General features: G+C 67.5%; 22 protein-coding genes, 1 tRNA gene and 1 riboswitch. Of the genes, 10 read left to right on the top strand and 13 right to left on the bottom strand.

All coding sequences use genetic code 11. The features are described from left to right. Positions 1–12: 12 nt before the first annotated feature. Together BO226_RS02020 and mca are read right to left on the bottom strand one after the other, a co-directional pair. Complete coding sequence (locus BO226_RS02020) at positions 13–333, bottom strand: hypothetical protein (protein ID WP_006553881.1); 321 nt, start codon at positions 331–333, stop codon at positions 13–15. Further along, a complete protein-coding gene (gene mca / locus BO226_RS02015) occupies positions 330–1,208 on the bottom strand; it encodes a mycothiol conjugate amidase Mca (RefSeq protein ID WP_006553880.1) in 879 nt (292 codons plus the stop codon). The genes BO226_RS02020 and mca overlap by 4 nt, the downstream gene beginning before the upstream one ends. 162 nt (positions 1,209–1,370) lie before the next feature. Between mca and BO226_RS02010 the strand changes: the two genes are divergently transcribed. Next, positions 1,371–1,799 (top strand): DUF4307 domain-containing protein, encoded by a 429-nt coding sequence (locus BO226_RS02010; RefSeq protein WP_039584586.1) that lies wholly within the window; start codon positions 1,371–1,373, stop codon positions 1,797–1,799. A gap of 247 nt (positions 1,800–2,046) precedes the next feature. After that, positions 2,047–2,541, top strand: a complete 495-nt coding sequence (greA, locus tag BO226_RS02005) for a transcription elongation factor GreA (RefSeq protein ID WP_033097234.1) — start codon at positions 2,047–2,049, stop codon at positions 2,539–2,541. A 92-nt stretch (positions 2,542–2,633) separates the two neighbouring features. Here greA and BO226_RS02000 read toward each other — a convergent pair whose 3' ends face one another. The 7 genes from BO226_RS02000 to BO226_RS01970 all read right to left on the bottom strand — a co-directional run bounded on the left by BO226_RS02000 (position 2,634) and on the right by BO226_RS01970 (position 11,342). Further along, the gene (locus BO226_RS02000; RefSeq protein ID WP_006553877.1) at positions 2,634–3,995 is read right to left on the bottom strand and encodes a C40 family peptidase; all 1,362 of its coding nucleotides are present in this window, start codon (positions 3,993–3,995) and stop codon (positions 2,634–2,636) included. A gap of 149 nt (positions 3,996–4,144) precedes the next feature. Further along, positions 4,145–6,055 (bottom strand): SEC-C domain-containing protein, encoded by a 1,911-nt coding sequence (locus BO226_RS01995; protein WP_232238032.1) that lies wholly within the window; start codon positions 6,053–6,055, stop codon positions 4,145–4,147. A 141-nt stretch (positions 6,056–6,196) separates the two neighbouring features. After that, positions 6,197–7,348 carry a cystathionine gamma-synthase gene (locus tag BO226_RS01990; protein ID WP_019288736.1) on the bottom strand — a complete coding sequence of 384 codons (1,152 nt, stop codon included), beginning with the start codon at positions 7,346–7,348 and terminating at the stop codon, positions 6,197–6,199. Positions 7,349–7,361: 13 nt separating this feature from the next. Further along, on the bottom strand, positions 7,362–8,747 hold the full coding sequence (locus BO226_RS01985) for a cystathionine beta-synthase (RefSeq protein ID WP_006553874.1): 1,386 nt from the start codon (positions 8,745–8,747) through the stop codon (positions 7,362–7,364). Between the two features lie 149 nt (positions 8,748–8,896). Then, positions 8,897–9,739 carry a Bax inhibitor-1/YccA family protein gene (locus tag BO226_RS01980; protein ID WP_071934511.1) on the bottom strand — a complete coding sequence of 281 codons (843 nt, stop codon included), beginning with the start codon at positions 9,737–9,739 and terminating at the stop codon, positions 8,897–8,899. Between the two features lie 96 nt (positions 9,740–9,835). Further along, positions 9,836–10,978: a class I SAM-dependent methyltransferase gene (locus tag BO226_RS01975; RefSeq protein ID WP_071934510.1), complete on the bottom strand. Its 1,143-nt coding sequence runs from the start codon at positions 10,976–10,978 to the stop codon at positions 9,836–9,838. Positions 10,979–10,985: 7 nt separating this feature from the next. Continuing rightward, positions 10,986–11,342, bottom strand: a complete 357-nt coding sequence (locus tag BO226_RS01970; protein WP_006553871.1) for a hypothetical protein — start codon at positions 11,340–11,342, stop codon at positions 10,986–10,988. Positions 11,343–11,501: 159 nt separating this feature from the next. Between BO226_RS01970 and BO226_RS01965 the strand changes: the two genes are divergently transcribed. Next, positions 11,502–15,002, top strand: coding sequence for a serine/threonine-protein kinase (locus BO226_RS01965; protein WP_071934509.1), 3,501 nt, complete (start codon positions 11,502–11,504; stop codon positions 15,000–15,002). Positions 15,003–15,059: 57 nt separating this feature from the next. Then, a complete protein-coding gene (locus tag BO226_RS01960) occupies positions 15,060–16,079 on the top strand; it encodes a magnesium transporter CorA family protein (RefSeq protein ID WP_037216292.1) in 1,020 nt (339 codons plus the stop codon). A 29-nt stretch (positions 16,080–16,108) separates the two neighbouring features. Here the strand turns inward: BO226_RS01960 and BO226_RS27580 are convergent, their stop codons facing one another. Further along, entirely contained in the window at positions 16,109–16,285 is a 177-nt protein-coding gene (locus BO226_RS27580) for a hypothetical protein (RefSeq protein ID WP_170318559.1), read from the bottom strand. A 119-nt stretch (positions 16,286–16,404) separates the two neighbouring features. On the opposite strand from BO226_RS27580, the gene BO226_RS01955 reads away from it, so the two are divergent. Then, positions 16,405–16,602 carry a CsbD family protein gene (locus tag BO226_RS01955; RefSeq protein ID WP_019288742.1) on the top strand — a complete coding sequence of 66 codons (198 nt, stop codon included), beginning with the start codon at positions 16,405–16,407 and terminating at the stop codon, positions 16,600–16,602. 163 nt (positions 16,603–16,765) lie between these two features. On the opposite strand, the gene BO226_RS01950 is transcribed toward BO226_RS01955, so the two are convergent. Then, the gene (locus tag BO226_RS01950; RefSeq protein WP_006553868.1) at positions 16,766–16,963 is read right to left on the bottom strand and encodes a hypothetical protein; all 198 of its coding nucleotides are present in this window, start codon (positions 16,961–16,963) and stop codon (positions 16,766–16,768) included. Between the two features lie 220 nt (positions 16,964–17,183). On the opposite strand from BO226_RS01950, the gene BO226_RS27575 reads away from it, so the two are divergent. Next, complete coding sequence (locus BO226_RS27575) at positions 17,184–17,330, top strand: hypothetical protein (protein WP_162836409.1); 147 nt, start codon at positions 17,184–17,186, stop codon at positions 17,328–17,330. A 6-nt stretch (positions 17,331–17,336) separates the two neighbouring features. Here the strand turns inward: BO226_RS27575 and BO226_RS01945 are convergent, their stop codons facing one another. Further along, the gene (locus tag BO226_RS01945) at positions 17,337–19,049 is read right to left on the bottom strand and encodes a hypothetical protein (RefSeq protein ID WP_232238031.1); all 1,713 of its coding nucleotides are present in this window, start codon (positions 19,047–19,049) and stop codon (positions 17,337–17,339) included. Positions 19,050–19,367: 318 nt separating this feature from the next. Then, positions 19,368–19,464: riboswitch (TPP riboswitch) on the top strand. Between BO226_RS01945 and BO226_RS01940 the strand changes: the two genes are divergently transcribed. From BO226_RS01940 to BO226_RS01930, 3 genes are all read left to right on the top strand, one after another. After that, a complete protein-coding gene (locus BO226_RS01940; protein WP_259443599.1) occupies positions 19,447–20,514 on the top strand; it encodes an ABC transporter substrate-binding protein in 1,068 nt (355 codons plus the stop codon). Its footprint overlaps the riboswitch before it by 18 nt. Then, positions 20,492–21,277 carry an ABC transporter permease gene (locus BO226_RS01935; RefSeq protein ID WP_019288745.1) on the top strand — a complete coding sequence of 262 codons (786 nt, stop codon included), beginning with the start codon at positions 20,492–20,494 and terminating at the stop codon, positions 21,275–21,277. The genes BO226_RS01940 and BO226_RS01935 overlap by 23 nt, the downstream gene beginning before the upstream one ends. Then, on the top strand, positions 21,274–22,044 hold the full coding sequence (locus tag BO226_RS01930; RefSeq protein WP_006553864.1) for an ABC transporter ATP-binding protein: 771 nt from the start codon (positions 21,274–21,276) through the stop codon (positions 22,042–22,044). The genes BO226_RS01935 and BO226_RS01930 overlap by 4 nt, the downstream gene beginning before the upstream one ends. A gap of 120 nt (positions 22,045–22,164) precedes the next feature. Here the strand turns inward: BO226_RS01930 and BO226_RS01925 are convergent. Further along, a tRNA-Leu gene (locus BO226_RS01925) sits at positions 22,165–22,238 on the bottom strand. A gap of 347 nt (positions 22,239–22,585) precedes the next feature. Between BO226_RS01925 and BO226_RS01920 the strand changes: the two genes are divergently transcribed. After that, entirely contained in the window at positions 22,586–23,839 is a 1,254-nt protein-coding gene (locus BO226_RS01920; RefSeq protein WP_071934507.1) for a lipase family protein, read from the top strand. Positions 23,840–23,847 lie beyond the last annotated feature (8 nt).

Here is a 23,847-nt window from a genome sequence, read left to right as displayed (position 1 = left end):
GACGGCCGGTCGTCAGCTTCCCTTGGTGGGTTCCGGACGTTCCGGACCGGTGGCCTTCGTGCCGCCGGCCTTCTCCTCGGCTCCGCCGGGCATCGCACCCGGCAGCGTGCCGTCGTCCACGGCCTGGTCGGGTTCGGGATGCTCCGGCTGGAAGTTCTCGGGCAGCTTCTTCAGCCGCTTGTTCATGTTCCAGATCAGCAGAGCGGTCGCGACCAGCAGGACCACCACGATGGCCAGTCCGAGCGGAGACGCCTTGCCGAACTCGGGGCCGGTCGGCTCCTGGGCCAGAATCTCGACGGCCAGAACATCGACCGCGAGCGTGCCTATCGTCATTTGCCCTGTCCGTCCTCGATGCCCGCGAACAGATCCGTCTCGGGAAGTACCGTGCTCACGCGGGTCTTGGCCAACTCGAACTCCTCGGTCGGCCACACCTTCTGCTGGATGTCCAACGGCACCGCGAAGAAGGATCCGTTGGGGTCGATCTGGGTGGCGTGGGCCCGCAGCGCGTCGTCGCGCTTCGGGAAGTAGTCGCCACAGGTGATCTGGGTGGTCACGCGCCCCATGATGTCGCCCTGCTCGGTGCGCCACTTGTTGAGCCACTGCTCCATCGGGAACGGCTCCCCGCGACGCTCGTACTCCTCGCGGAACAGCTCGAGCCGCTTACGGATGAAACCGTGCGAGTAGTAGAGCTTGCTCACCGCCCAGGGCTCGCCCAGCTCGGGATGGAAATCCGGATCCGCGGCCGCTTCGTAGGCCGCGACCGACACCTCGTGGCACCGGATGTGGTCGGGATGCGGGTAGCCACCGTTCTCGTCGTAGGTGGTCATGACGTGGGGGCGGAACTCGCGCACCGACTGCACGAGCCGGCGGACCGGTTCGTCGAGCGGGATCGCAGCGAAGCAGCCCTCCGGCAGCGGAGGCTTGGGGTCGCCCTCGGGCAGTCCGGAGTCGACGAAGCCGAGCCACTGGTGCCGCACCCCGAGGATGCGGGCGGCCTCGGCCATCTCCTCCTGACGCACCTCGCTCATGCGTTCGCGAATGCCGGGCACGTCCATGGCGGGGTTCAGGATGTCGCCGCGCTCTCCGCCCGTGAGCGTGACCACCAGGACCTCGTGTCCCTCGGCCGAGTACCGGGCCATCGTGGCCGCGCCCTTGCTCGACTCGTCGTCGGGATGGGCGTGCACGGCCATGAGCCGTAGTCCGCTCACGTGTATTCCTCCACCTCACGTCGTCTGCTTCGCCGGAACCGACCCTGCGCCCGCGTCGCGGTCGCTACGGATCCGTCCTCTATAGTTCCACCTGATAATTCCGACGTCAGCCGTGACCCTGCGGCGACGCCCGATCCATCGTTCCGCTGTGAAAGCAAAGTGATGAGCAACACCCTGCCCACCGACCGGTACCCCTCCTCCCGGTACCCCGGGCCCCGCGTGTCGACACGCGGCAAGCGCTGGGGTTTCACCATCGCCGGTCTGCTCGCCGGGCTCGTCGTGGCGTTCGTGCTGTTCCAGAACAACTCGGCTCCGATCGAGTCGGAGGTCCTCGCCTTCGAGATCATCGACGACAGCACCATCGACATCCAGCTCAAGGTCACGCGGGACGATCCGTCCGAGGATGCTGTCTGCATCATCCGGGCGCGGTCGAAGGACGGCAGCGAGACCGGACGGCGCGAGGTCCTCATCCCGGCGTCCGATTCGCAGACGGTCGTGCTGACATCCACGGTCAAGACGTCACAACGCCCCGGAATGGGCGATACCTACGGCTGCAGCACCGAGGCTCCCGACTACCTCCGCGCACCCTAGGAATCTACCGCGACCAGCGGCTTCCTGCGCTTTTCCGGAGCAGCGACGATAGTGATGCTAAAATAGCCGGATACACGGTTCCACCCTTTGGGGCCGTGTATTGCTGCATAAGAGCATCAACAGACAGTACGACTTCCGTTCAGCCTGACAACCAGGGGGGACGACGGGGGTCGTGCTGTCGCGGTCGTTGCATGTGCACGACTTGTCCACGGAGCCGGGGGCTCCAACCCGAAGGAAGTGATCGAGGATGACCGAGACCCAGGTGACCTGGCTGACGCAGGAGTCGTACGACCGACTCAAGGCCGAGCTGGACCAGCTCATCGCGAATCGTCCTGTCATCGCCGCCGAGATCAACGAGCGTCGCGAGGAAGGCGACCTCAAGGAGAACGGCGGCTACCACGCGGCCCGCGAGGAGCAGGGCCAGCAGGAAGCCCGTATCCGTCAGCTCCAGGAGCTGCTGGGCACCGCCAAGGTCGGCGTTGCTCCGACCGAGTCGGGCGTGGCCCTCCCCGGTTCCGTCGTCACCGTCTACTACGCCGGCGACGAGTCCGACACGGAGACGTTCTTGATCGCGACCCGCGAAGAAGGTGCCCGCAACAGCGAGCTCGAGACCTACTCCCCCAGCTCGCCCCTCGGTGGCGCCCTGATCGACGCGAAGGTCGGCGAGACCCGCGAGTACACGCTGCCCAACGGCAACACCATGAAGGTGACACTGGTGAGCGCGGAACCTTACCGCGGCTGATCGCCGAGTGCCGCACCGCGGCAGTCCCCTCTGCAGCCGAAAGGCCCGACCGGATTCTCTCGGTCGGGCCTTTCGCGTGTTCACGGCAGGTGTCAGAAGATGCGCCGCGCCTTCATGTCGGGGAAGACCGGCCCCACCCGCACGACGTCGCCGGTGGTGGGTGCGTGCACCATCTGCCCGCCACCGATGTAGATGGCGACGTGACCGGGTCCGCCGGCCTGCCAGTTGCCGAACAGCAGGTCGCCGGGGCGCGCCGCGTACAGCGGCACCTCGGTGCCGATGTGCCACTGTGTCTCGGACGTGCGCGGCAGCGTGATGCCCGTCGCGGCGAAGACCGCGTACGACGTCAGGCCGGAGCAGTCGAAACCGCCGCCGGACGGCCCGTTGATATTGCCGCCACCCCAGACGTACGGCAGGCCGAGGTACTTGAAGGCAAGGTCGACGATGCGATTACCGACGTCGCCGGCTCCGCCTCCGATGCCCAGACCCAGGAACGGCGAGAGCATGCGGGCGAAGACGTGCTCGGTCGCGCGGATCTTCGCGACGTAGGGCTTCGTCTGGTTCTCGTAGTCGGGATGACCGGACGGCATGCCACCCGAGCGCTTCACCGCGCCGACGCCGGCGTTGTAGGCCGCGAGGGTCAGATCGAGGGTGTCGCCCTCGACCAGTCCGCGCTTCTTCCAGTCGTCGATGAGCTTGTAGTTGTCGCACAGGAGGTTGCCCGACGCCATGACCGGGTCGGCGATGCCGAGGACGTCGGCCTTGCCGTCACCGTCGGCGTCCTTGCCGTACTGGTCCCAGGTGCCGGGCATGAACTGTCCCGGGCCGCGGGCGCCGACCGGCGAGACCGGCGCGGTCGGGCCGTACCGGAAACCGTTCTCGGCGGAGTAGAGGGCCGCGAGGACCGGCGCGGAGACCCCTTCGCACAGTTCGCCGGCCTTCTTCAGCCACGGCGCGAACACTGCGATCGCACCGATGGGTGCGAGTCGCGTTCCGGGAAGGATGGCCGGGATCGACGGCAACGTGATCCCGGTGCCCGGGATCGTGGGACCCGGTTGCGGGTTCCCGACCACACCGGTCGCCGGGGGTTGGACCGGTATTCCGAAGGGCCCGGGACGCGCGGCCGGCGGTTCGGGCGCCAGAGCGGGCGGAGCTGCTTGCGGATCGGCGGGGTGCAGGGCCGCGGCCGCATCCTCGGGCAGATGCGGCTCGATCGCTCCCGCGACCGCCGTCGTCGCATCCGCGACCGCCTGTTGTGCTCCCTGCTGCATCGGTTCCGGCAAGGACGCGACGAGATTCGCCGCATCCGTGTCGGCGTTCTCGGCAGTTGCCTCGAACGACTCGATCGCCCCGTTGATCTGATCCTTGATCTCTGCTGGTAGGTCCACGCCCTGAACGAGCGCACTTGCTGCCGTAGCCACTGCCACGATGACCGCAGACGGGTCCACCGACATCCGCTACCCCCACATCCATCCATCAACCGCTCTCACCGTAGCTGTGAGGTCGATCACCAGTGCGGCTTCCGGATGTTCTTATCACATATATTCAGGAACACGTTCTAGTACTGGGACCAGTGGGACCGGTGCTTCCTGAGGGTCCGGAGTTACGGTTCCGGATAGAAGTCTGCGGCGTCCGGCTGGGTCAGGACGTCCATGATGTCCACCGGATCGACCGCGTCCTCGTCCAGCAGCGTGACGAGCGTGTCCCGCTGATCCTTCGTCACCGGTTCGCAGCCGCCGGGCATCACCCACCGGTCCTCCCCCACCGGCATCACACGGGCGCACAGCAACGTCCCGGCGGGCACCTCACCCGCGAGCCAGGGCACGGACACCTCCACCACCCGATCGCTACGGACGTTGCGCAGCGTGAGCGACTCCTCCGGCGCACTCGCCTCGACCTCGAAGACCGAACGCTCGACCGCCAGCCACGAGCGGGCGAGCTCGGCCTCGTCCTCGGGCAGCAACTCACCGCGACGCTCGACGAAATCCGCGAAGGCGCCGGCGTCGAAGAGCAGGACGTCCTCGACGAGAGGATCGGCGACGGCCTCGGCCACCGCGTCGTCGTCCCCGTAGCCGGAACGCGCCTCCGCCAGCGCGACCCGCTGTTCGGCCCATCCGGGTTCGAGGGCGTGCATGGCCGCCTTCATGTACAGCCAGTCGGAGCGTTCCTCGAGCGAGTGCTCGGCGCGCCCGAGATGGCACGCCTTGTACTTGCGGCCCGACCCGCACCAGCAGCGGTCGTTGCGGCCGAGCCCCGGGACCTCCTTCGGCCGGTACCGTTCGAGCACTTCGTGGAGGGGATGTTCGTCGCCGCCCGGCACCCGGGCGAGCAGAGACAGCCCCCGTATCGCGTCCCCGCGATCGGAAGCGAAGCGCGCGAGGTCGAACAACGGGAGGTCGAAGGCGGAGTCGAGGTCGGCCGAGCGCTCGTAGTGCCGTTCGGCTTCCGTGAGGCGTCCGGTCGATTCGGCCGCGCGACCGGCGATCCAGTGCGCTGCCCCCGCCGCACGTCGCGGCGCATGGTCGAGCAGCCACAGCGCGGCCTGTTCGATCGCCTCGGGCGCGAGCTTCTCCCCCACCAGTTCGTCGTAGACGGTCTCGGCGATCTCGGGATCGGACAGCACCGAGTACAGACCGGATTTTCCCACGGCGAAACGCTCGTCGAGTTCGGCGTCGTCGCCGCGTTCGAGGGCTTCGACCAGCGACGCGAACAGGGCCACGCCGGGCACGGCGTCGACGGGGATCCCGAGCTGTTCGGCATAGATCTCGAACATCGCCCGGTCGGAGTATCCGTCGAAGTCGAAACCGTTCGGTGCCACCAGGTCTCCGCTGCGGGCCAGACCGGCTCCGGCGAGCAAGTCCCCGAGCGGCAGGGACGGCGCGGAGAACGCGTCCGGTACATCGGCGAGCACGTCGAGGAAGGCGCCCCCGAGGCTCGCCACCTGCTGACGGGCGATGGTCTGTTCGAGCGCGTGCACGAATTCGGCCTCACTACTTCGGACTTCGTCGTCGACCGGAGCGAACGACAAGCGACCGTCCCGCACGGTGAGTGCGAGCAGGTCTCCCGCCTCGTGACCCGCCAGGGCTCCTTCGGGAAAGACGATCGTCTCCTTGCGGACGATCTCATCCGAATCCGGATCGTTTTGCGTGGCAGCAGCTTCGAATCCACCGGGCTGCACGAGATCGAACTCGTCGTCCTCGGAGACGAGCAGCAGGAGCGGTTCGATGTCGTCGACCGGGATCGCGTGCCGGTCGAGTTCGTCCGCGGTGAGGCGGTGTGTGAGCATCCTGCCCTCGAACAGCGCATCCGTCGCCGCGACACGGTCGTCGGACAACCACATCAACAGCGGATGCGGTTCCGACTGTTCGAGATCGATCATCACTTGCTCGGCCGAGCCGAATCCGTGCTCCTCGAGATGATCGGCCACCTCGTCGATCGTCATGGGTCCATGGCGCCGTACCGTGTCGAGCACGGTGTCCCACAGGGCGGATTCGGGATGTTCACTGTCCGTCACCACGTGATCGTACGGCGCCCGGCAATGCTTCCGGGGGCTATGCGGTTCCTTCCGCACGTCGCCGTCGATGTTTTCCCGATCGACAGGAGAAGAAGGCGTCCTTCGGGACGCCTTCTTCTCCTGTCTTCTACGACCGGTGTGTCAGCCGAGCGCCTGTTCGACGTCGGCGAGCAGGTCGGCGGCATCCTCGATACCCACCGACAGCCGGACGAGATCCTCGGGGACCTCGAGCAGCGACCCGGCGGTGGAGGCGTGGGTCATCGCACCCGGATGCTCGATGAGCGACTCCACACCACCGAGCGACTCGGCGAGGGTGAAGATCTCGGTGCGCTTGCAGAAGTCCAGCGCGGCCTGGCGGCCACCGGCGAGGCGCACGGAAATCATGCCACCGAAGCGACGCATCTGCTTGGCCGCGTACTCGTGGCCCGGATGCGATTCGAGACCCGGGTACAGCACCTTGGTCACGGCGGAATGTCCCGACAGGAAGTCGACGAGCTTCTCGGCGTTGTCGGAGTGCTTCTCCATCCGCACCGCGAGCGTCTTGATGCCGCGCAGCGTGAGGAAGGCGTCGAACGGGCCCGGCACGGCGCCCGCACCGTTCTGCAGGAACGCGAAGGCGGCGTCGAGCTCCTCGTCGTTCGTCACCAGCGCGCCACCGACGACGTCGGAGTGACCACCGATGTACTTGGTGGTCGAATGCAGCACGACGTCGGCACCGAAGGTGAGCGGCTGCTGCAGGTACGGCGACGCGAAGGTGTTGTCGACGACGAGCTTGGCACCACCCTCGTGCGCGATGTCGGCGAGCGCCGAGATGTCGCCGATGTTGAGCAGCGGGTTGGTGGGCGTCTCCACCCACACGAGCTTGGTGTTCGGGCGCACGGCCGCGCGCACCTCGTCGGCGTCGTTGATCGCGGCCGGGGTGTACTCGATCCCCCACTGCGTGAACACCTTGTCGATGAGACGGAAGGTGCCGCCGTACGCGTCGTTGGGGATGACGAGGTGGTCGCCCGGACGCAGCACCGAACGGAGCAGGCAGTCGGTAGCGGCCATGCCCGAGCCGAACGCCCGGCCGTAGGTGCCGTTCTCGAGCGCGGCGAGGTTCGCCTCGAGGGGACGACGGGTGGGGTTGCCGGTGCGGGCGTACTCGAAGCCGTTGCGCATCTCGCCGACGCCGTCCTGGGCGAAGGTCGACGACGCGTAGATCGGCACGTTGACGGCACCGGTCTGGGGGTCGGGCTCGTACCCGGCGTGGATGGCGCGGGTCGCGAAACCGTGCTGGTTCTGGTCTGTCATGAAGATCTGTGTCCTATCGGCCTTGAGAGATGAATCCGAGCAGGTCGTGGCGGGTGATGACACCGACGGGCTTGCCGTCGTCGATCACCATGAGCGCGTCGGTATCGCCGAACGCCTTCGTGGCGGAGTCGATCGACTCGCCCACGCCGATGTTCGGCAGCGGCGGGCTCATGTGCTTCTCGACCGGATCGGCGAGATTCGCGCGACCTTCGAAGACGGCGCTGAGCAGTTCGCGCTCGCTGACCGAACCAGCCACCTCACCTGCGGTGACGGGCGGTTCGGCACCCACGACCGGCATCTGCGAGACGCCGTACTCCCGAAGGATCTCGATGGCGTCGCGCACCGTCTCGGACGGGTGGGTGTGCACGAGGTCGGGCAGGTCGCCGCTCTTGCCGCGCAGCACGTCGCCGACGGTGGAGTCGTCGGGCTTGCCGTCGAGCGGCGCGCGGAGGAAGCCGTAGCTGGCCATCCACTTGTCGTTGAAGATCTTCGACATGTAGCCGCGACCACCGTCGGGCAGCAGCACGACAACGACCGCGTCGGGGCCCTCGCGCTCGGCAACCTGCAGTGCGGCGACGACGGCCATGCCGCAGGAGCCACCGACGAGCAGGCCTTCCTCGCGGGCGAGGCGACGGGTCATCTCGAACGAGTCGGCGTCGGAGACGGCGATGATCTCGTCGGGGATCGACGGGTCGTAGGCCGAGGGCCAGAAGTCCTCACCGACACCTTCGACGAGGTACGGCCGGCCGGTGCCGCCCGAGTACACCGAGCCCTCGGGGTCGACGCCGACGACCTTCACCGCACCGTTGGAGACCTCCTTGAGGTACCGGCCGGTACCCGAGATGGTGCCGCCGGTGCCGACGCCAGCAACGAAGTGCGTGATCTTGCCGTCGGTGTCGTTCCAGATCTCCGGGCCGGTGGTCTCGTAGTGGCTCGCCGGGCCCCCCGGGTTGGAGTACTGGTTGGGCTTCCAGCCACCGGGGAGCTCACGGGCGAGACGGTCGGAGACGCTGTAGTAGCTGTCGGGGTGCTCCGGCGGGACCGCGGTCGGGCACACGACCACCTCGGCACCGTAGGCCCGCAGCACGTTGCGCTTGTCCTCGCCGACCTTGTCGGGGCACACGAACACGCACTTGTAGCCGCGCTGCTGCGCGACCAGGGCCAGGCCGATGCCGGTGTTGCCGGAGGTGGGCTCGACGATCGTCCCGCCCGGCTTCAGTTCGCCCGACGCTTCGGCCGCATCGATCATCTTCACCGCGATACGGTCCTTGGAGCTGCCGCCGGGATTGAGGTATTCGATCTTCGCCGCTACGAGCCCCGATCCGGGTTTCACCACCGTGTTGAGCTTGACGAGGGGGGTGTTTCCGATGAGGTCGATGACGGAATCCGCAATGCGCATGACTCCATGTTCCCACGTCGTGGCTTTCCGGCAGGGTGACGGTGTACACCCCCCGGGAAAACACCCCCCTGGGAAACGACCTCTGCGAAACGACCCCTGCGAAACGACGAAGACCCCGGACCGTGGTCCGGGGTCTTCGTGGCGTACTGCTAGTCGTTCTGGAAGTAGCTGAGCAGTCGCAGGATCTCGACGTACAGCCACACCAGGGTAACGGTCAGGCCGAGGGCGACGCCCCAAGCAGCCTTCTCGGGGGCCTGTGCGCGGATCAGCTGATCGGCGGAGTCGAAGTCCAGCAGGAAGCTGAACGCCGCGATGCCGATGCACACGAGGCTGAAGATGATGGCGATCGGGCCGCCGTCGCGCAGGCCCAGGCCACCGTCGATGAAGAAGCCGGCGATGAGGTTGCCCAGCGCCAGGACCAGGACACCGACGAGGGCGCCGACGATCATGCGGGTCAGGCGCGGCGTGACGCGGATGGCGCCGGTGCGGTACACGACGAGCATGCCGAAGAACACGCCGAAGGTGCCGAGGACGGCCTGCGCGATCAGGGTCGCGCCGCCGGCGCCACCGAACGTGATGTCGGTGAACATGAACGACAGCGCGCCGAGGAAGAAGCCTTCCGCCACCGCGTAGGCGAGGACGATCGCCGGGTTGTCCATCTTGCGGCCGAACGTCGCGACCAGCACCAGGACGAGGCCGATCAGACCGCCGCCGATGACGAACGGAGCTGCCAGGCCGACGTTGGAGTTGACCAGGACATAGGAGATGAGTGCCGAGACGGCGAGCACGCCGAGCGTGATGCCGGTCTTGGTGACGACATCGTCGATCGTCATGGTCCGCTGGTCGGTGGGACGTGCCCACGGATCCGTCTGCGGCTGACCGAATTGCTGGGTGGCCTGCGCGGCGCCCGCCGTCGCAGAGCCGAACGTGGCGTATCCGCCGCCCTCTTGCTTGGGCAGGTTGCGGAACACCGGGTTACTGGTGGTGCGCACCGTGCACTTCCCTTCTCGTGGTCGCTTCTGTCCGTTCAACGAGGCAGTGACCTCACGAGTTCCCGTTTCGTCGAGAAAGCTCGGACTAATCGGACTCTACCGGCTCCGTACCGACCTGGTCACCGTGAACTTGCGGTTGCGGCCCTCGACGCGGGTCGGCCCGACGATGCCCGACAGCGCGGGGCGGTAGTCGAGGTGACGGTTGTAGACCGTCCACATCTGTCCTCCCGAGCGGAGGATCCGGGCTGCGGCGTCGAACATCTTGTGGGCCGCGCCGGTGTGCACGGCGGCGCCGATGTGGAAGGGCGGATTACACACCACGAGGTCGACCGACCCGGCGGCGATCGAACTCGCGGCGTCGTCGCGGAGCGTGTCGATCCGGTCGGCGAGCCCGTTCGCGGCGGCCGTCTCCGCGGCGGAGGCGACGGCGGCGGCGGAGTGATCGGTCGCGATCACGCGAACGTCGGGCAGTTGCCGGGCGAGCATCGCGGCGAGGATGCCGGTGCCGCAGCCGAGGTCCACCGCGATCTGCTCGTCCGTGTCGTTACGGGGGAAGTCGAGACGGGGGAAGAAGTCGAGGAGGAAACGGGTACCGATGTCGAGGCGCGGGCCGGCGAAGGCGGCCCCGTGCGCGACCACGGTGAGGCCGAGTTCGTCGAGCCTCTCACGGACGGGATACGAGGCCGGTCCGGGCGTTGCTCGGCGCGCGGTGAGCACACGCGACTTCTGCCGTCCCCGCGACGCGCGGACCTCTGCGAAGGACGCAGCGAGGACGTCGTTCATCGCAAGGCTGATGTGCTTGTCGCGGCCACCGGCGAACACGACGACCTCGGGGTCGGCGTGGCGGGCCACGATCTCGGCGATCTCGGTGAGCGCCGACAGCGAACGGGGAAGACGCAGCAGTACCACTCGGGCACCGGCGAGCAGGTCCGCGTCGAGTCCGCAGGAACGGTAGCGGTCGGTGAGATCCTCACGCTCGGCGTTCGCAGCCAAGGCGCGTTCGGCCACCACCGAGTCCTGATGCACCCGGATCCGCTCCGCGCCGAACCGGACGGCCGCACCCAGGGTCAGGGCGCCGTACTGGTCGTCGACGACCACGATCGTGCCCGGCGCTGCGGATTCCAGTGCGGGCGCGGCTTCGTCGAGGAGCAGGCGATCGGCCCCGTCGACGGCGAACAGGTTGGGCGCTTCCACATCCGGGAAGCGCCTCAACCTGTCGTACAACTCGTCGATCACCACTCGACCGTCAGCACTCGCCCTTTCCGGCGTTCTCGATGGCACGCAGGGTGTCGGCCTGCTCCTCTTCGCTGAGATCCTGCCAGGCCGGGAGCTGCTGCTGGGCGTCGGCGACGGCCTGGGCCGCTGCCACGCGGTCCTGGCCCCACTCCTCGAGCTCGTCGAGGTAGGGCAGCAGAGCCTCGCAGTTCTCCTCGTAGCTCTTACCGAGTTCGACGCTGGTGCCCGAGGTGCCGGCCTCCGCCGAAGCCGAGGTGCTCGTGGTGGTGGTGGTCTCCTCGGCCGAGTCGGATCCGTCCGAGGATCCACACGCCGCCGCAAGCAGGACCACACCTGCACCGAACAGCGCCGCGAGAGTCTTCTTCATCTATGTCCCACTTCTGGTCGCAGTGTCGTTTCGTCCGTTCCCGGTGAGGCACCGTGGTCCGGCCGGACCACGTTAGAACAGGGGCGACGCACGATCTGCGGCGGGCGTGCACATTTCGAGACTATCCTGGGGAAACGGCTTCCCGAGGTGATTGCGCCGATGACCGAGAACGATCCGGCCGCCACTGAGCGCGCGCCGATTGTCGACGTCGCAGAGACGGACATCGTGCGCGCGCTGCACGATGCCGGTTTCACCGACGCCGTGGAGATCGGCCGCGGCGGCTTCGGTGTGGTCTACCGCTGCCGGCAGGCCGAACTCGACCGCGACGTCGCGGTGAAAGTGCTGCGCCGCTCCCCCGAACCCGCCGATCTCGAACGCTTCCTACGCGAGCAACGCGCGATGGGGCGGCTCTCCGGCCACCCCAACATCGTCACCGTGCTGCAGGCCGGCGCGACGGACACGGGCCTGCCCTATCTGGTGATGCACTATCACCCGCACGACTCTCTCGACACCCGCATCCGGCGGCACGGACCGATCGCCTGGCCGGAGGCGGTCCGGATCGGAGTGAAGGTCGCCGGTGCACTCGAGACGGCGCATCGTTCCGACGTCCTGCACCGCGACATCAAGCCCGGCAACATCCTGCTCACCGAGTACGGCGAACCGCAGCTGACGGATTTCGGTATCGCCCGCGTCGGCGGCGGCTTCCGCACCACTGCCGGTGAGATCACCGGTTCCCCCGCGTTCACGGCACCGGAGGTGCTGCGCGGTCATGCCCCGACTCCGGCCGCCGACGTCTACGGCCTCTCCGCGACCCTGTTCGCGGCGATCACCGGTCACGCCGCCTTCGAGCGGAAGGAGGGCGAGAAGATCGTCGCGCAGTTCGTGCGCATCACCTCCGAGCCCGTCCCCGACCTGCGCGGCGAGGGCATCCCCGACGACGTGTGCGAGGCCCTCGAGCGCGGCATGGCGACCGATGCCGAGGACCGGCCGCAGACGGCCGCCGAGTTCGGCGATCTGCTCCGCGACGTCCAGCGCGCCCACAACCTGCCCATCGACGAGATGGCGCTGCCCGGGTCACCGCCGTCCGGCCCGCTCCCGCCGCGTTCGGCGCCACCGCTCACCGGACCGGCCTCGACGGTCTCCGGCCGGTCGTCCACGGTCTCGGGACGCACCGGTCCGTCCACCGCACCGTCGACCAGGTTCCGGCCGCCCTCGACCTCACGTCCTCTGATCGAACGCAGCCGTCTGATCTCGTTCCTGCGGGCAGGCGGACGACGCCGTCTCGTCGCCATCCACGCCCCCACCGGCTTCGGTAAGTCCACCCTCGCGACGCAGTGGCGCAACGTACTCGCCGCCGAGGGAGTGCCGGTCGCGTGGTTGACGGTGGACAGCGACGACAACAACGTCCTGTGGTTCCTCGCGCACCTCGTCGAGGCCATGAAGCAGATCCGGCCGGTCCTCGCGCGCGAACTGGGCCAGATCCTCGACGCGCACGGCGACGAGGCCGAACGGTACGTACTGTGCACGCTCATCGACGAGTTGCACCGCACCGACACCGCGGCGACGCTGGTGATCGACGACTGGCACCGCGTCACGTCGACGGAGACCGTCGCTGCCCTCGAGTTCCTGCTCGACCGCGGATGCCATCACCTGCAGCTCGTGGTGACGAGCCGCAACCGATCCGGACTTCCGCTCAGCCGCATGCGTGTTCGCGACGAGCTGGTCGAGGTCGATTCGACGGCATTGCGGTTCGGGGTGGACGAATCGAACGCCTTCTTGCGCGACATCGGCGGGATAGACCTCGGCCCCGAGGACGTGGAGGATCTCACCCGCACCACGGAGGGCTGGGCCGCAGCCCTGCAGCTCGCGTCGTTGTCGTTGCGCGACAGCGACGATCCGTCGTGGCTCATCGAGAACATCACCGGTCGGCACCACGCGATCGGTGAGTTCCTCGCCGACAACGTGCTGGCCGGTCTCGAACCCCGGATGTACGAATTCCTCCTCGCGACGAGCATCACCGAATCGATCAGCGGCAGCCTCGCCGCGGCGCTCACGGGCGATCCGCGCAGCCAGGCGATGCTCGAGGAGGCGGAGGAACGCGACCTGTTCCTGCGGCACGTCGACGACGAACGCGTGTGGTTCCGCTATCACCACCTGTTCCTCGACTTCCTGCGTCGACGTCTCGAACGCGACCATCCCGAGAAGGTCGCGGACCTGAATCGCACCGCCGCCGACTGGTTCGCCCGCAACCGCATGCTGCAGGAGGCCGTCGACCACGCCCTCGCCGCCAACGACACCGACTTCGCCGTCGACCTGCTCGCCGACGACGGCATGTACCTGATGGAGCACGGGCACATCGCCACGCTGCTCGCCCTGATCGACAAACTGCCGCCGCGGGCCGTCGCAAACGATCCGCGCCTGCTGCTCACGCAGGCCTGGGCGAACAGTGCGCTGCTGCGGTTGGACCGATGCCGCAGAACCCTCGCGGCAGTACGGGAATTGCTCGACCGTGGGGTGACGGACAGCTACGACGTCGAAGCACTCCGCATCGAGGCGGATGCCGTCGAGGCGTCGATCCTGATGAACTCCGACCGCATCGACGGCATCTACGAACTCATCGCGCCGTGCCTGGAGAATCCGACCTCCGTGCACCCGTGGGTGGTGGCGGCCGCAGCCGACTTCGCCTCGTACGCCGACATCTTCCGCTTCGACTTCACCTCAGCGATCCGGCGGCAGGAATGGGCGGAGCCCTACCACCGCGAGACCCGCGGACCGTTCGCGTCGATCTACGGTCAGTGCCTGTGCGGCATCGCCGCGAACGAACGACTCGACGTCGCCTCGGCCGAGAAGTACTTCCGCACAGCGCTGCGCCGAGCGCGACGAAACGGCGGAATCCACACCCACGGAGGGCGTCTCGCCGCTGCCATGCTCGGAGAGCTGCTCTACGAACAGGGACGGACCGCCGAGGCCGAAGCACTGCTCGACGAGAGCAACCTGCTCGGAATAGAAGGCGGTGGAACGGATTTCCTCATCGCTCGCTTCGGTACCGCTGCGCGCCTGAAGATGTTGCAGGGCAACCGGGAGGAAGCCGTCGCCCTGCTCACCGAAGGACTGCGGGTCGCGGCGCTGCACGACCTGCCGCGCCTGCGGGCACGCATCGAGAACGAACGGGTCCGGCTCGGAATCGCCACTCCAGGCCCCTCGACACGCACGATGCCGGAGAACACCACACCCCACCCCGACGGAACCGTCGAGATCACCCTCCAGATCGAGGACTCCACCGCGATCCGGCTGCTCAGCGAGAACGAGGAGCCCGAGGCGGCGGAACAGGCCGTCGGATGGGCGCGGATGTGGGTACAGCGCACCACCTCGCGTCCCCGCGCCCACCTGCAGGCCCACCGTCTGCTCGCCTCCTGCCTGCACGCGGCCGGACGCATCGAGGAGGCCGAGGAGACCCTGGCCGTCGTGGTCGACGCGTGCGCGGCGCGCGGAATGGTGCGCTATCTGACCGACGGCGGGCCACACGTGATCGCCACGCTCACCTCGATGCGGGTACGGATCGAACAGGGTCTGCGGCCTGACGATCGGCCACGGATCGACCTCGGGTTCGTCGACGAGGTGCTGCGATTGGTGGACACCGAGCATCGTCCTGTCGTGTGAGCCCGGTCGTGACGGGAACGTGGTGTGAAGCCCGCCGATTTCGGGGACACTGCCGAGGTGACGGACCGATACGACAACTCCATCCGGACCCGGCGGTGGGCCCACGGGAAACTCGTCGACGAAGGTTTCCCGCTCTCAGCCGTCTCGGAGCATCTCGCCGATCCCGAGGCCCTCGTCTGGGTGGATCTGTGGAATCCCGAGCACACGGCTCTGCTCGAACTCGCCGAGGAATGGAACCTCGACCCGCACGCCGTCGAGGATTCGCTCGCACACGGCGAGCGCACGAAGGCCACCCGCTACGCCACCCATACCTTCCTCACGGTCTACGCGACACACCTGTTTCCGGATTCCGAGGACGAGAATCAGGCGCACGAGTCCCGGCTCCGCACCACCCGGATCTCCGCCTTCGTCCTGCCCCGCGGCGTCGTCACCGTTCGCCGCGGCACTCCCTTCGACATCGACGAGGCGGTGCGCAGGTGGGACGAGAACACCGACCTGCTGCAGTACGGACCGGGTGCGCTGATCCACGGCCTGCTCGACACGGTCGTCGACGGGCAGTTCGAGACCATCCAGGAACTCGACGACGCCGCCGAGGACCTCGAGGACTGCCTCTTCGAGGACGGCGCCTCCACCCGGCAGATCCAGCGACGCGTCTACCGGCTCCGCAAGGAACTCGTGCAGCTCCGGCGGGTTGTGCTGCCGATGCGCGAGGTCGTCAATGCCGTCCTGCGGACCCGCGCCGAGAGCAACCACCACCCCGAACTCGACAGTTCCTACAACGACCTCTACGACCACGTGATGCGTGCTGCGGAGTGGACCGATTCACTGCGCGAGATGGTGAACACCGTCTTCGAGACGAACCTGTCGCTGCAGGACGCGCGCCTGAACATCGTCATGAAGAAACTGACGGGATGGGCCGCGATCATCGCCGTCCCCACGGCCGTCACCGGTTGGTACGGCATGAACGTGCCCTATCCCGGGGTAGGCGAGGCCTGGGGACTGATGAGTGGGGTCGGGATCATGGTCGTGTCGGCGATCGTGCTCTACGTGCTCTTCAAGCGCCGCGACTGGTTGTGAACCCCGCGTTGCTCGGTGAACGGCTCTGTTCAGAGGAAAACTACGAGCAGCACGACGATCACGACGACCACCGCGACGGCTGCGATCACCGCACCCGCCGAACGCCGGCGCTGCACCGGCCCGTCGCGGACGAGTTCGGGATCGGCGTCGGGCGCGTCCCCGATCGGGTCGTCGTTCTCGGGACCGGAGTTGGTGGGATGCGACATCGGTCTCCTCCTGGCTGTCTGTGTCGAAGTCTGACACGGACGAGCCGGTCGTGTTCGGTTTCAGGCTGTTCGGGTGGGGTACTCCGTCAGAGCAACGTTCGATGACACAGGAGGACCCCATGGCCGACTTCGTCGATAAGGCAAAGCACAAGGCAGAAGAAGCGGGCGGCAAGATCAAGGAGAACACCGGTCAGGCGACCGGCGATCGTGATCTCGAAGCCGAGGGTCGCGGTGACCAGGCCTCCAGCGGTCTGAAGCAGGCAGGCGACAAGGTCTCGGATGCCGTCGAGAACGTCAAGGACGCTTTCAAGAAGTAGCCCTTGAACTGCGCGGTGCCGGTAGTTACGACTACCGGCACCGCGCTGTTGAGGTGCTCGGCACCGCGCTGTTGAGGTGCTCGGCACCGCGCTGTTGAGGTGCTGCACGCACCGCGCTGTGTCGGTGCGTGCAGCACCCCGCTCTCACGGGGTGCTGCCGGGACTACTTCGAGGAGGTGCCTTCGGTGTCGTCGAAGAAGTGCCAGGTACCGTCCTGCTCGTTCTGCGCCTCCATACGCCAGCCGAGTTCGCTGTTGTCGGCGCGCTGGTCGACGAACCAGGCGTGCGCGTCGTCCGCGCTCTCGATTTCCTTGGTATCCACGACGTTCCCGGTCGGGTCGATCACTCTGTAGGTAGCCATGCCGAGTGTCTTCCCACGCGACTCGCCGGTCAAACGTCGCGCGAACCTTCTGGTGTAGGGTGGAGACATCGTTCGGCTCGCACATGATGAGCAACCTCGCACCACAGTGCCCGAAGGTTCCGAACCGGACGTGAGAGTTCCCCGCCGCGTGTACCGCGGCCCCTCTTCTTCGCACTGCCCCACGGCCGGGGACTACCCGGCCGCACCCGAAAGGACGGCCATGAGCCAGAACAAAGAATTCGACGGACCCCTCTTCCTCGCGCCCACCACTCCGGAGACCGACGCCGAGACCGAACCCGTCACCGCTGTCGCCGAAGTGGGCGGTCCCCACGACTACACCTCGATCTTCTCCGCGCGCGGCGCCTGATCCGCATCACCCGACTGTGAAGCTACCGACTCGGTCGGCTGCGAAGTCGGCGAGCGTCTGCGATACCTGCTCGGGCCGCCCGTCGTTCTGATCGGCGGCCGCAGTGAGTACATCGATGTGCTTGTATCCGGGCAGCACCCACCTGCGTTCGTTCGGATGATCCTTCTCCGGCAACGGGATCCCGCCGCTCGCCACCAGCGTCACCACAGGATTGCGCGCGACACCGTCGCGGTGGAGATGCCCTTCGAAGCGGGTCGCCGATACGAGGTCGAACGGAAGCCTCGACGGGAAGTACCACTCGGTGAAATCCAGTGGTGGCTCCGACAGATTCCGCGCCAGCTCCGCGATCGACGTCACCTCGCTCCCCCGATCGGTGTACCGCGCCTCGTCGGGTGACGACGCCCCAGTGCCCACCTCGTCGTAGTCGAGCCACCGGTAGACGACTCCCGGATCCGCGAACACCGCCGGCGACGCCTTGAGCGCATCGCCGAAGAATCCCGACCCGAGCACCTCCGGCGTGGCGGGAACAGGAAACAGCTTGTCGCGCACGGGCGCCCCGGTAATGAATCCGACGCTCACCTGCAGGAACCCCAGCGGTTGCGAATTGTCGTCGAGGATCGCGCCGAGCACCGCCTCGTTGGTCGCGTTCAACGTCCGCACATCCGGGTCGCCCGTCGCGAACATCGCGTAGTCCCCCGACAACAGAGTGCGCAACGTCCAGTCGATGTTCGGGTTGTCGGGCATGCGCGGGACAATGCCGTCGGTGCTGTCCGGGTCCAGTCGCGCGGCGAGTCCGGTGAGTGCGAGCAGATTCGTCGTCTCGGGATTGATGACCGTGGGAAGTGCCAGCACCGGCGATGCCGTCGAGATGGAGCCGAAGAACGCATCGACTGGCGCCCAGACCGCTTCGGGCAGATCCGGGAGGGCACTCTGCCCGGGGGAGGGCGCTCCCGCCTCGATCACCGTATCGAGCGCAAAGTACCCGCCGCACTGGTTGTAACCGGCGTCGCCCGTGGTGGCGGGATCTCCGTCGAAGTCCCATTCCGCGAAGTAGCCGGTGATGAAACCACCGAGAGAATGTCCGCCGCACAACACTTTCCGTTTCCGCAGTTCCGGGTCGGAGAGTTCGTGACGCAGCAGGTCGTACTGGTCGCGCAGCGTCTGCTCGATGCCGACATGCGAGAGCCACGCGACGTCGGCGCCGCTCGCGTGGCCGGCGAATCGTCGCCCGTCCACTTCGGCACCGCGGAAGTAGTAGTCGGTCGCGGTGTCGAGCGAACCCGTCCGCAGTGCCGCCCGGGTACCGGTGTGGTCCTCGAGGCAGTTCGATCGCCGGTCGAGTGCCCAGAACTCGACGTGGGCACCACGGGCCGCGGCCGCGACGACGGTGTTGCGCGCGATGCTCTCGAACGCGCCCGCTCCCTCGAAGATCCCGGGCTGGGCGACGAGGATCCGGTCGGCGTCGGCCGAACTCTCCGGTCCGTCGGCCGACCGCCACCGCAGATACGACAACCGGTCGCACGCGGCGGGTCGCAGTCCCGCTTCCGCCGGCAGCGGCGCGGGTATCGACACTACGGACCCGAGCACCTCGCCGGCCAGCGGCGCCGACGAGTCATACGGCATTTCGGTGCGTCCGCTCGTCTCCGCCGACACCACCGATGCCGTCAGGACACTTCCCATCACCGCCGCAGCCATCGCGGCGCCCATCATTGCGCGCATCCCATCCCCCGATCGGTTCGTGCGTATTGAACACCGTTGCGGGAGTCGGGTCTACGGAAACAACAGAAGAACGGACCCGTCGGAGTTCACCGACGGCCCTTCATCGTCCGCGCAAGGGAGAGACATGCGCAGAGCGACGGTCCCTGCCGTTCGGGGGAAGTGGCAGGGACCATCACTCGAAGAGTCGGGATCTTCGATCCTTCCGTTGCGGGTGAAATGTGAGGGTGACATCCTGACCTGGGCATTTCCGTAACTTCGGGTCACATCTTCCGTTCTGCTCCCGTCCCGGCGGCCCCAGGAGGGCATGGTGCTAGGGTCGCCCGTGACACGGGGTGCTCCGCACGAGCGGGGCTGAGATCACACCCGTCGAACCTGACCAGGTAATGCTGACGAAGGGATGTCCCGACATGACCACGCCTGTACCCACATCGATCCGTCCCCTGCCCGCGCAGTGAAGGCGCGGCGGACTCTCGCCGGACTGCTCACCCTCGTCGCCGCACTCTCCGCGGTCGTCGGGTGCTCGTCCGATTCCGGGAGCGACACCATCCGATTCGCGTTGGACTGGACGCCCAACACCAATCACACCGGCCTGTACGTGGCGCAGCAGGAAGGTCTGTTCGCCGATGCGGGTCTCGACGTCGAGATCCTGCCGTACAACAACGCGACCCCCGACACCCTCGTCGACGCGGGTAGCGCCGAGTTCGGAATCTCCACGCACGCCACATCGACCATCGCCAGAGCCGCCGGGTCCCGGACCGTCGCGGTCCTCGCACCGCTGCAGCACTGGGCGACGGGGATCGCCGTGCGGGCCGACAACGCCGAGATCACGCGGCCGGCGGATCTCGACGGCAAGACCTTCGCGGGCTTCGCCAACCCCGGTGAGGACGAGATGCTCGCCGAAGTGATCCGCAACGACGGTGGTCGCGGTGAGTTCGAGAACGTGACGCTCGGGACGTCGTCGTACGAGGCCGTCTACTCGTCGACCGCCGACTTCACCGTGTCGTACCTGGCATGGGAGGGTCTCGAGGCCGAGCACCGCGGCCTGCCCATGCGGTACTTCGGCTTCACCGACTACGGCTTCCCCGACGCGTACGCGATCGTCGTCGACGGCAACGAGGACTGGATGACGGAGAACCCGGAGCAGGCACGCGCTTTCGTGCAGGCGCTGCACCAGGGTTACCGGATCGCCGCCGACGACCCCGATCGTGGAGCCCGGGCTCTGCTCGAGGCGAACCCCGGGGCCTTCCCCGACGAGGAACTCGTCTACGAGAGCCAGCGCATGCTCGCCGCCGAGTACATGCGTGACGCCTCCGGCGCCGTCGGAGTCCTCGACGCCGGGAAATGGTCGGGCTATGCCCGGTTCCTGTACGAGAACGGCGTGCTGTCCGGACCCGACGGCAGCCCGTTGACGACCGAGCCGGACTGGTCGACCTATGTCACCGATGACTACCTCGAAGACCGATAGCATCGGCCGCGCACGTCGGCTCCTTCCCGCGCTGCTCATCGCCGGGGCTCTGGTCGCGATCTGGCAGTCGTACGTCGTGGTGAGCGGTGTCCGCCCGCAGGTGTTGCCCTCCCCCGCACGCGTTCTCACGCAGGGGTGGTCTCATCGCGTCGACATCGCCGGGCACGCCTGGTCCACTCTGCAGGTCACGATGGTCGGGTTCGCCGTGTCGCTGGCACTGGCGTGGGCCCTCGCGATCGTCGTAGACTTCTCGCCTTGGTTGCGGCGGGCCCTCGTGCCGTTGTTCGTGGTGTCGCAGACCCTGCCGATCATCGCGATCGCGCCGTTGATGATCATCTGGTTCGGTTTCGGACTGCTACCGAAGATCCTCGTCATCGCGCTGGTGACGTTCTTCCCCGTCGCGATCGGGCTGCTCGAAGGGTTCGCGGCGGCCGACCGGGAGGCGGGCGCGTTGCTACGCAGTATGGGCGCGTCGCGGTGGCAGCAGTTCCGTTACGTGCGCCTGCCATCCGCGCTCCCCCGCTTCTTCACCGCCCTGCGGATCGGCATCACCTACGCCGTCGTGGGTGCGGTGTTCGCCGAATACGTCGGCGCGACATCCGGTCTGGGCATCTACATGAGCACGCAGAAGAACTCGTTCCGCACCGATCTCGTGCTCGCTGCCGTAGTGGTGACCGCTGCTCTGTCACTCCTGCTGTACGCGCTGACGTTCGTCGTCGAACGGATGGTCGCGCCGTGGGCGCTCACGAGGGGTGAGAGATGAATGCGGTGACGGTGGCCTCGGTCCACAAGTCGTACGGCGACCGGGCGGTGATCGACGGCATCGACTGTGCTGTGGAGCCCGGCGAGTTCGTGTCCCTCATCGGGCCGAGTGGGTGCGGCAAGTCGACGCTGTTCTCGATCGTCGCGGGACTCGAGCAACCCGACACCGGAGAGGTTCTCGTCGGCGACTCCCCCGCGGCACCCGGGCAGGTCGCGCTGATGCCGCAGAAGGACCTGCTGTTCCCGTGGCGGACGGTGCTCGACAACTGCACACTCGGGCTCGAGGTGCAGGGTGTACAGCGATCCGACGCTCGTGCCCGCGCCCGCGAACTGCTGCCGACCTTCGGCCTGGCCGGCTTCGAGGACGCTGCCCCGCACCAACTGTCGGGCGGTATGCGTCAACGCGCGTCGCTCGCACGCACGGTGCTGCAGGGGCGCGACGTGCTCCTGCTCGACGAGCCGTTCGGCGCACTCGATTCGCTGACCCGCACCGAGATGCAACTGTGGTTGCAGCAGGTGTGGCAGCAGCATCGGTGGACGGTGCTGATGGTGACGCACGACGTCCGCGAGGCGGTGTTGCTGTCCGATCGGGTCGTCGTCCTCGGTCCGCGACCGACGCGGGTGCAGCACGAGGTGCGTGTGCACCTGCCCCGACCTCGAACCCTGGAGACGTGCGTGTCGAGCGAGTTCGTGGCGCTCGAACACGAGCTCATGGAGGTCCTGCACCGGTCACGACACGAGGAGCAGCAGAGGTTGCCCTCGGGATAGTCGCCGGCCGAACTGTTCGCCACCAGTGCATCCGCTACAAGATTCGCTATCCGCTACGGCAAATTGCTGTAGGGGATAGCGAGAGCGGTAGCGGATGCATCGGGGACGACCCCGGACCTGTGCCCCCAGTGGGACTCGAACCCACACTGTGCGGATTTTAAGTCCGCTGCCTCTGCCAATTGGGCTATAGGGGCGTGGGGATCACATTAGCGTTCACGACTGTCCACCACCGCGCCGGGGCGCGAGGTTCTTGAAGTACCGTGCGAGGGGACGGCGTTCGTATCCTGTCCCCTCGTAGACGGAGGCCGGTACAGCCCGAGGACGGGACGCCACGCCCGGAGGGAGAGATCGAGTACGTCACTTCGTCGTTCGGCCGTGCAAGGTTCGATCCTCATTGCTCCTCGACCTCCTCGGATCCGACTTCGAATGTGCTCCTCGCCCGGGCTGTAACGCACCTCGATTTCCGGCCGACATCCTGCGGGGAGACAAGTACACAGCGGACAGCCGGGTGGTGAACCGGGCACGAAGAGAAGGACCATGGATGCGCTTCACGACCGCACGCCCACTGACCGGGCGACTCGCCACCGCAGTAGCCGTCATGGCCCTGGCAGCGACGCCGAGCCTGGTGGCCGCACCCTCCGCACAGGCCGAAGGCATCGTCTACCCCGCGTCCGTGAACGACTCCTTCTACAGCACCCCCGACGACATCGCCGATCGGCAGCCCGGTGACGCCCTCGCCGCGCGCGTCCTTCCGCCGCCGCTCGGATTTCCCGGCACCGACGCCGTCCAGTTGAAGTTCCGGTCGACGAACTCCGCCGGCGAACCGATCTCCGCAGTGACCACCGTGCTGTCCCCTCAGGGTGGGGCGCCGGGTCGTCCGCTCGTCTCGTACCAAGCCATCATCAACGCACTCGGGCTCGAATGCGCGCCGTCGACGGCGCTGTACGCACCGAACCCGCTGCGAGGGATCCGGGAGTCTCCCGGCCTGCTCATCGCGATCCAGCGCGGCTGGTCGCTGGCCGTTCCCGATCATCTCGGACCGAACAGCGCCTACGGCGCCGCGAAGGTCGGCGGGCAGATCACCCTCGACGGCATCCGGGCCGCGCAACGCTACGCACCGCTCGAACTCGCCGACAGTCCGGTCGGCATCGCCGGCTACTCCGGCGGCGGGATGGCGACAGCGATGGCCGCAGCACTCGCCCCGACCTACGCGCCCGAGATCCCGATCGTCGGCTCCGCCTACGGTGGCGTCCCGATGGACATCGGCGAGATGGCCCGGGAACTCGGCGAATCCGCTCATCCCGCCTTCGGATTGGCGATGGCGGCCGCCCTCGGCCTCGAACGTGAGTACCCGGACCGCATGCCGGTCAGCGAGCAGCTCAACGGTGCGGGGCGGGAACTGCGCGACCGCATCGCCAACGCGTGCACCAACGAAATCCTGCTCGCCGGTGCCGGTCGCAGCATGGCCGACGTCGCCGACGCGGCGGCGGGCCTTGCCCTGCTCGACAGCCCGACCGTGCAGGAGGTGCTGATGGAGAACAGCGTCGAGAAGGTCGCGACGGTGCCGAATGCCCCGGTGTACGAGTGGCATTCACCGACCGACGTGCTGATTCCTCTCGATGCGATCTCCACGACGCTGCGCAGGTACTGCGACGCCGGGGTGGCGGTGCGGACCGAACTCGTGCCGAGCCCGGATCACATCACTGCCGCCGTGATCGGCTTGCCGGGTGCGCTGGACTTCCTCGACGGCCGATTCGCCGGCGTTGCGCCGTCGTCGGACTGCGGGACGGTATGAACACCGCT

The sequence above is a fragment of the Rhodococcus sp. 2G genome (assembly GCF_001886355.1).
Taxonomy (GTDB): Bacteria; Actinomycetota; Actinomycetes; order Mycobacteriales; family Mycobacteriaceae; genus Rhodococcus; species Rhodococcus pyridinivorans.
Note: the sequence above shows the minus strand (reverse complement) of the source record. Positions and strands in the feature narration are given on the sequence as shown.

What these genes read in the sequence shown, in the direction of transcription:
- BO226_RS02020 (WP_006553881.1), bottom strand. Translation starts at nt 333, where the DNA reads ATGACGATAGGCACGCTCGCGGTCGATGTTCTGGCCGTCGAGATTCTG.
- BO226_RS02010 (WP_039584586.1), top strand. Translation starts at nt 1,371, where the DNA reads ATGAGCAACACCCTGCCCACCGACCGGTACCCCTCCTCCCGGTACCCC.
- greA (WP_033097234.1), top strand. Translation starts at nt 2,047, where the DNA reads ATGACCGAGACCCAGGTGACCTGGCTGACGCAGGAGTCGTACGACCGA.
- BO226_RS02000 (WP_006553877.1), bottom strand. Translation starts at nt 3,995, where the DNA reads ATGTCGGTGGACCCGTCTGCGGTCATCGTGGCAGTGGCTACGGCAGCA.
- BO226_RS01990 (WP_019288736.1), bottom strand. Translation starts at nt 7,348, where the DNA reads ATGACAGACCAGAACCAGCACGGTTTCGCGACCCGCGCCATCCACGCC.
- BO226_RS01985 (WP_006553874.1), bottom strand. Translation starts at nt 8,747, where the DNA reads ATGCGCATTGCGGATTCCGTCATCGACCTCATCGGAAACACCCCCCTC.
- BO226_RS01970 (WP_006553871.1), bottom strand. Translation starts at nt 11,342, where the DNA reads ATGAAGAAGACTCTCGCGGCGCTGTTCGGTGCAGGTGTGGTCCTGCTT.
- BO226_RS01965 (WP_071934509.1), top strand. Translation starts at nt 11,502, where the DNA reads ATGACCGAGAACGATCCGGCCGCCACTGAGCGCGCGCCGATTGTCGAC.
- BO226_RS27580 (WP_170318559.1), bottom strand. Translation starts at nt 16,285, where the DNA reads ATGTCGCATCCCACCAACTCCGGTCCCGAGAACGACGACCCGATCGGG.
- BO226_RS01955 (WP_019288742.1), top strand. Translation starts at nt 16,405, where the DNA reads ATGGCCGACTTCGTCGATAAGGCAAAGCACAAGGCAGAAGAAGCGGGC.
- BO226_RS01950 (WP_006553868.1), bottom strand. Translation starts at nt 16,963, where the DNA reads ATGGCTACCTACAGAGTGATCGACCCGACCGGGAACGTCGTGGATACC.
- BO226_RS27575 (WP_162836409.1), top strand. Translation starts at nt 17,184, where the DNA reads ATGAGCCAGAACAAAGAATTCGACGGACCCCTCTTCCTCGCGCCCACC.
- BO226_RS01945 (WP_232238031.1), bottom strand. Translation starts at nt 19,049, where the DNA reads ATGCGCGCAATGATGGGCGCCGCGATGGCTGCGGCGGTGATGGGAAGT.
- BO226_RS01940 (WP_259443599.1), top strand. Translation starts at nt 19,447, where the DNA reads ATGTCCCGACATGACCACGCCTGTACCCACATCGATCCGTCCCCTGCC.
- BO226_RS01935 (WP_019288745.1), top strand. Translation starts at nt 20,492, where the DNA reads ATGACTACCTCGAAGACCGATAGCATCGGCCGCGCACGTCGGCTCCTT.
- BO226_RS01930 (WP_006553864.1), top strand. Translation starts at nt 21,274, where the DNA reads ATGAATGCGGTGACGGTGGCCTCGGTCCACAAGTCGTACGGCGACCGG.
- BO226_RS01920 (WP_071934507.1), top strand. Translation starts at nt 22,586, where the DNA reads ATGCGCTTCACGACCGCACGCCCACTGACCGGGCGACTCGCCACCGCA.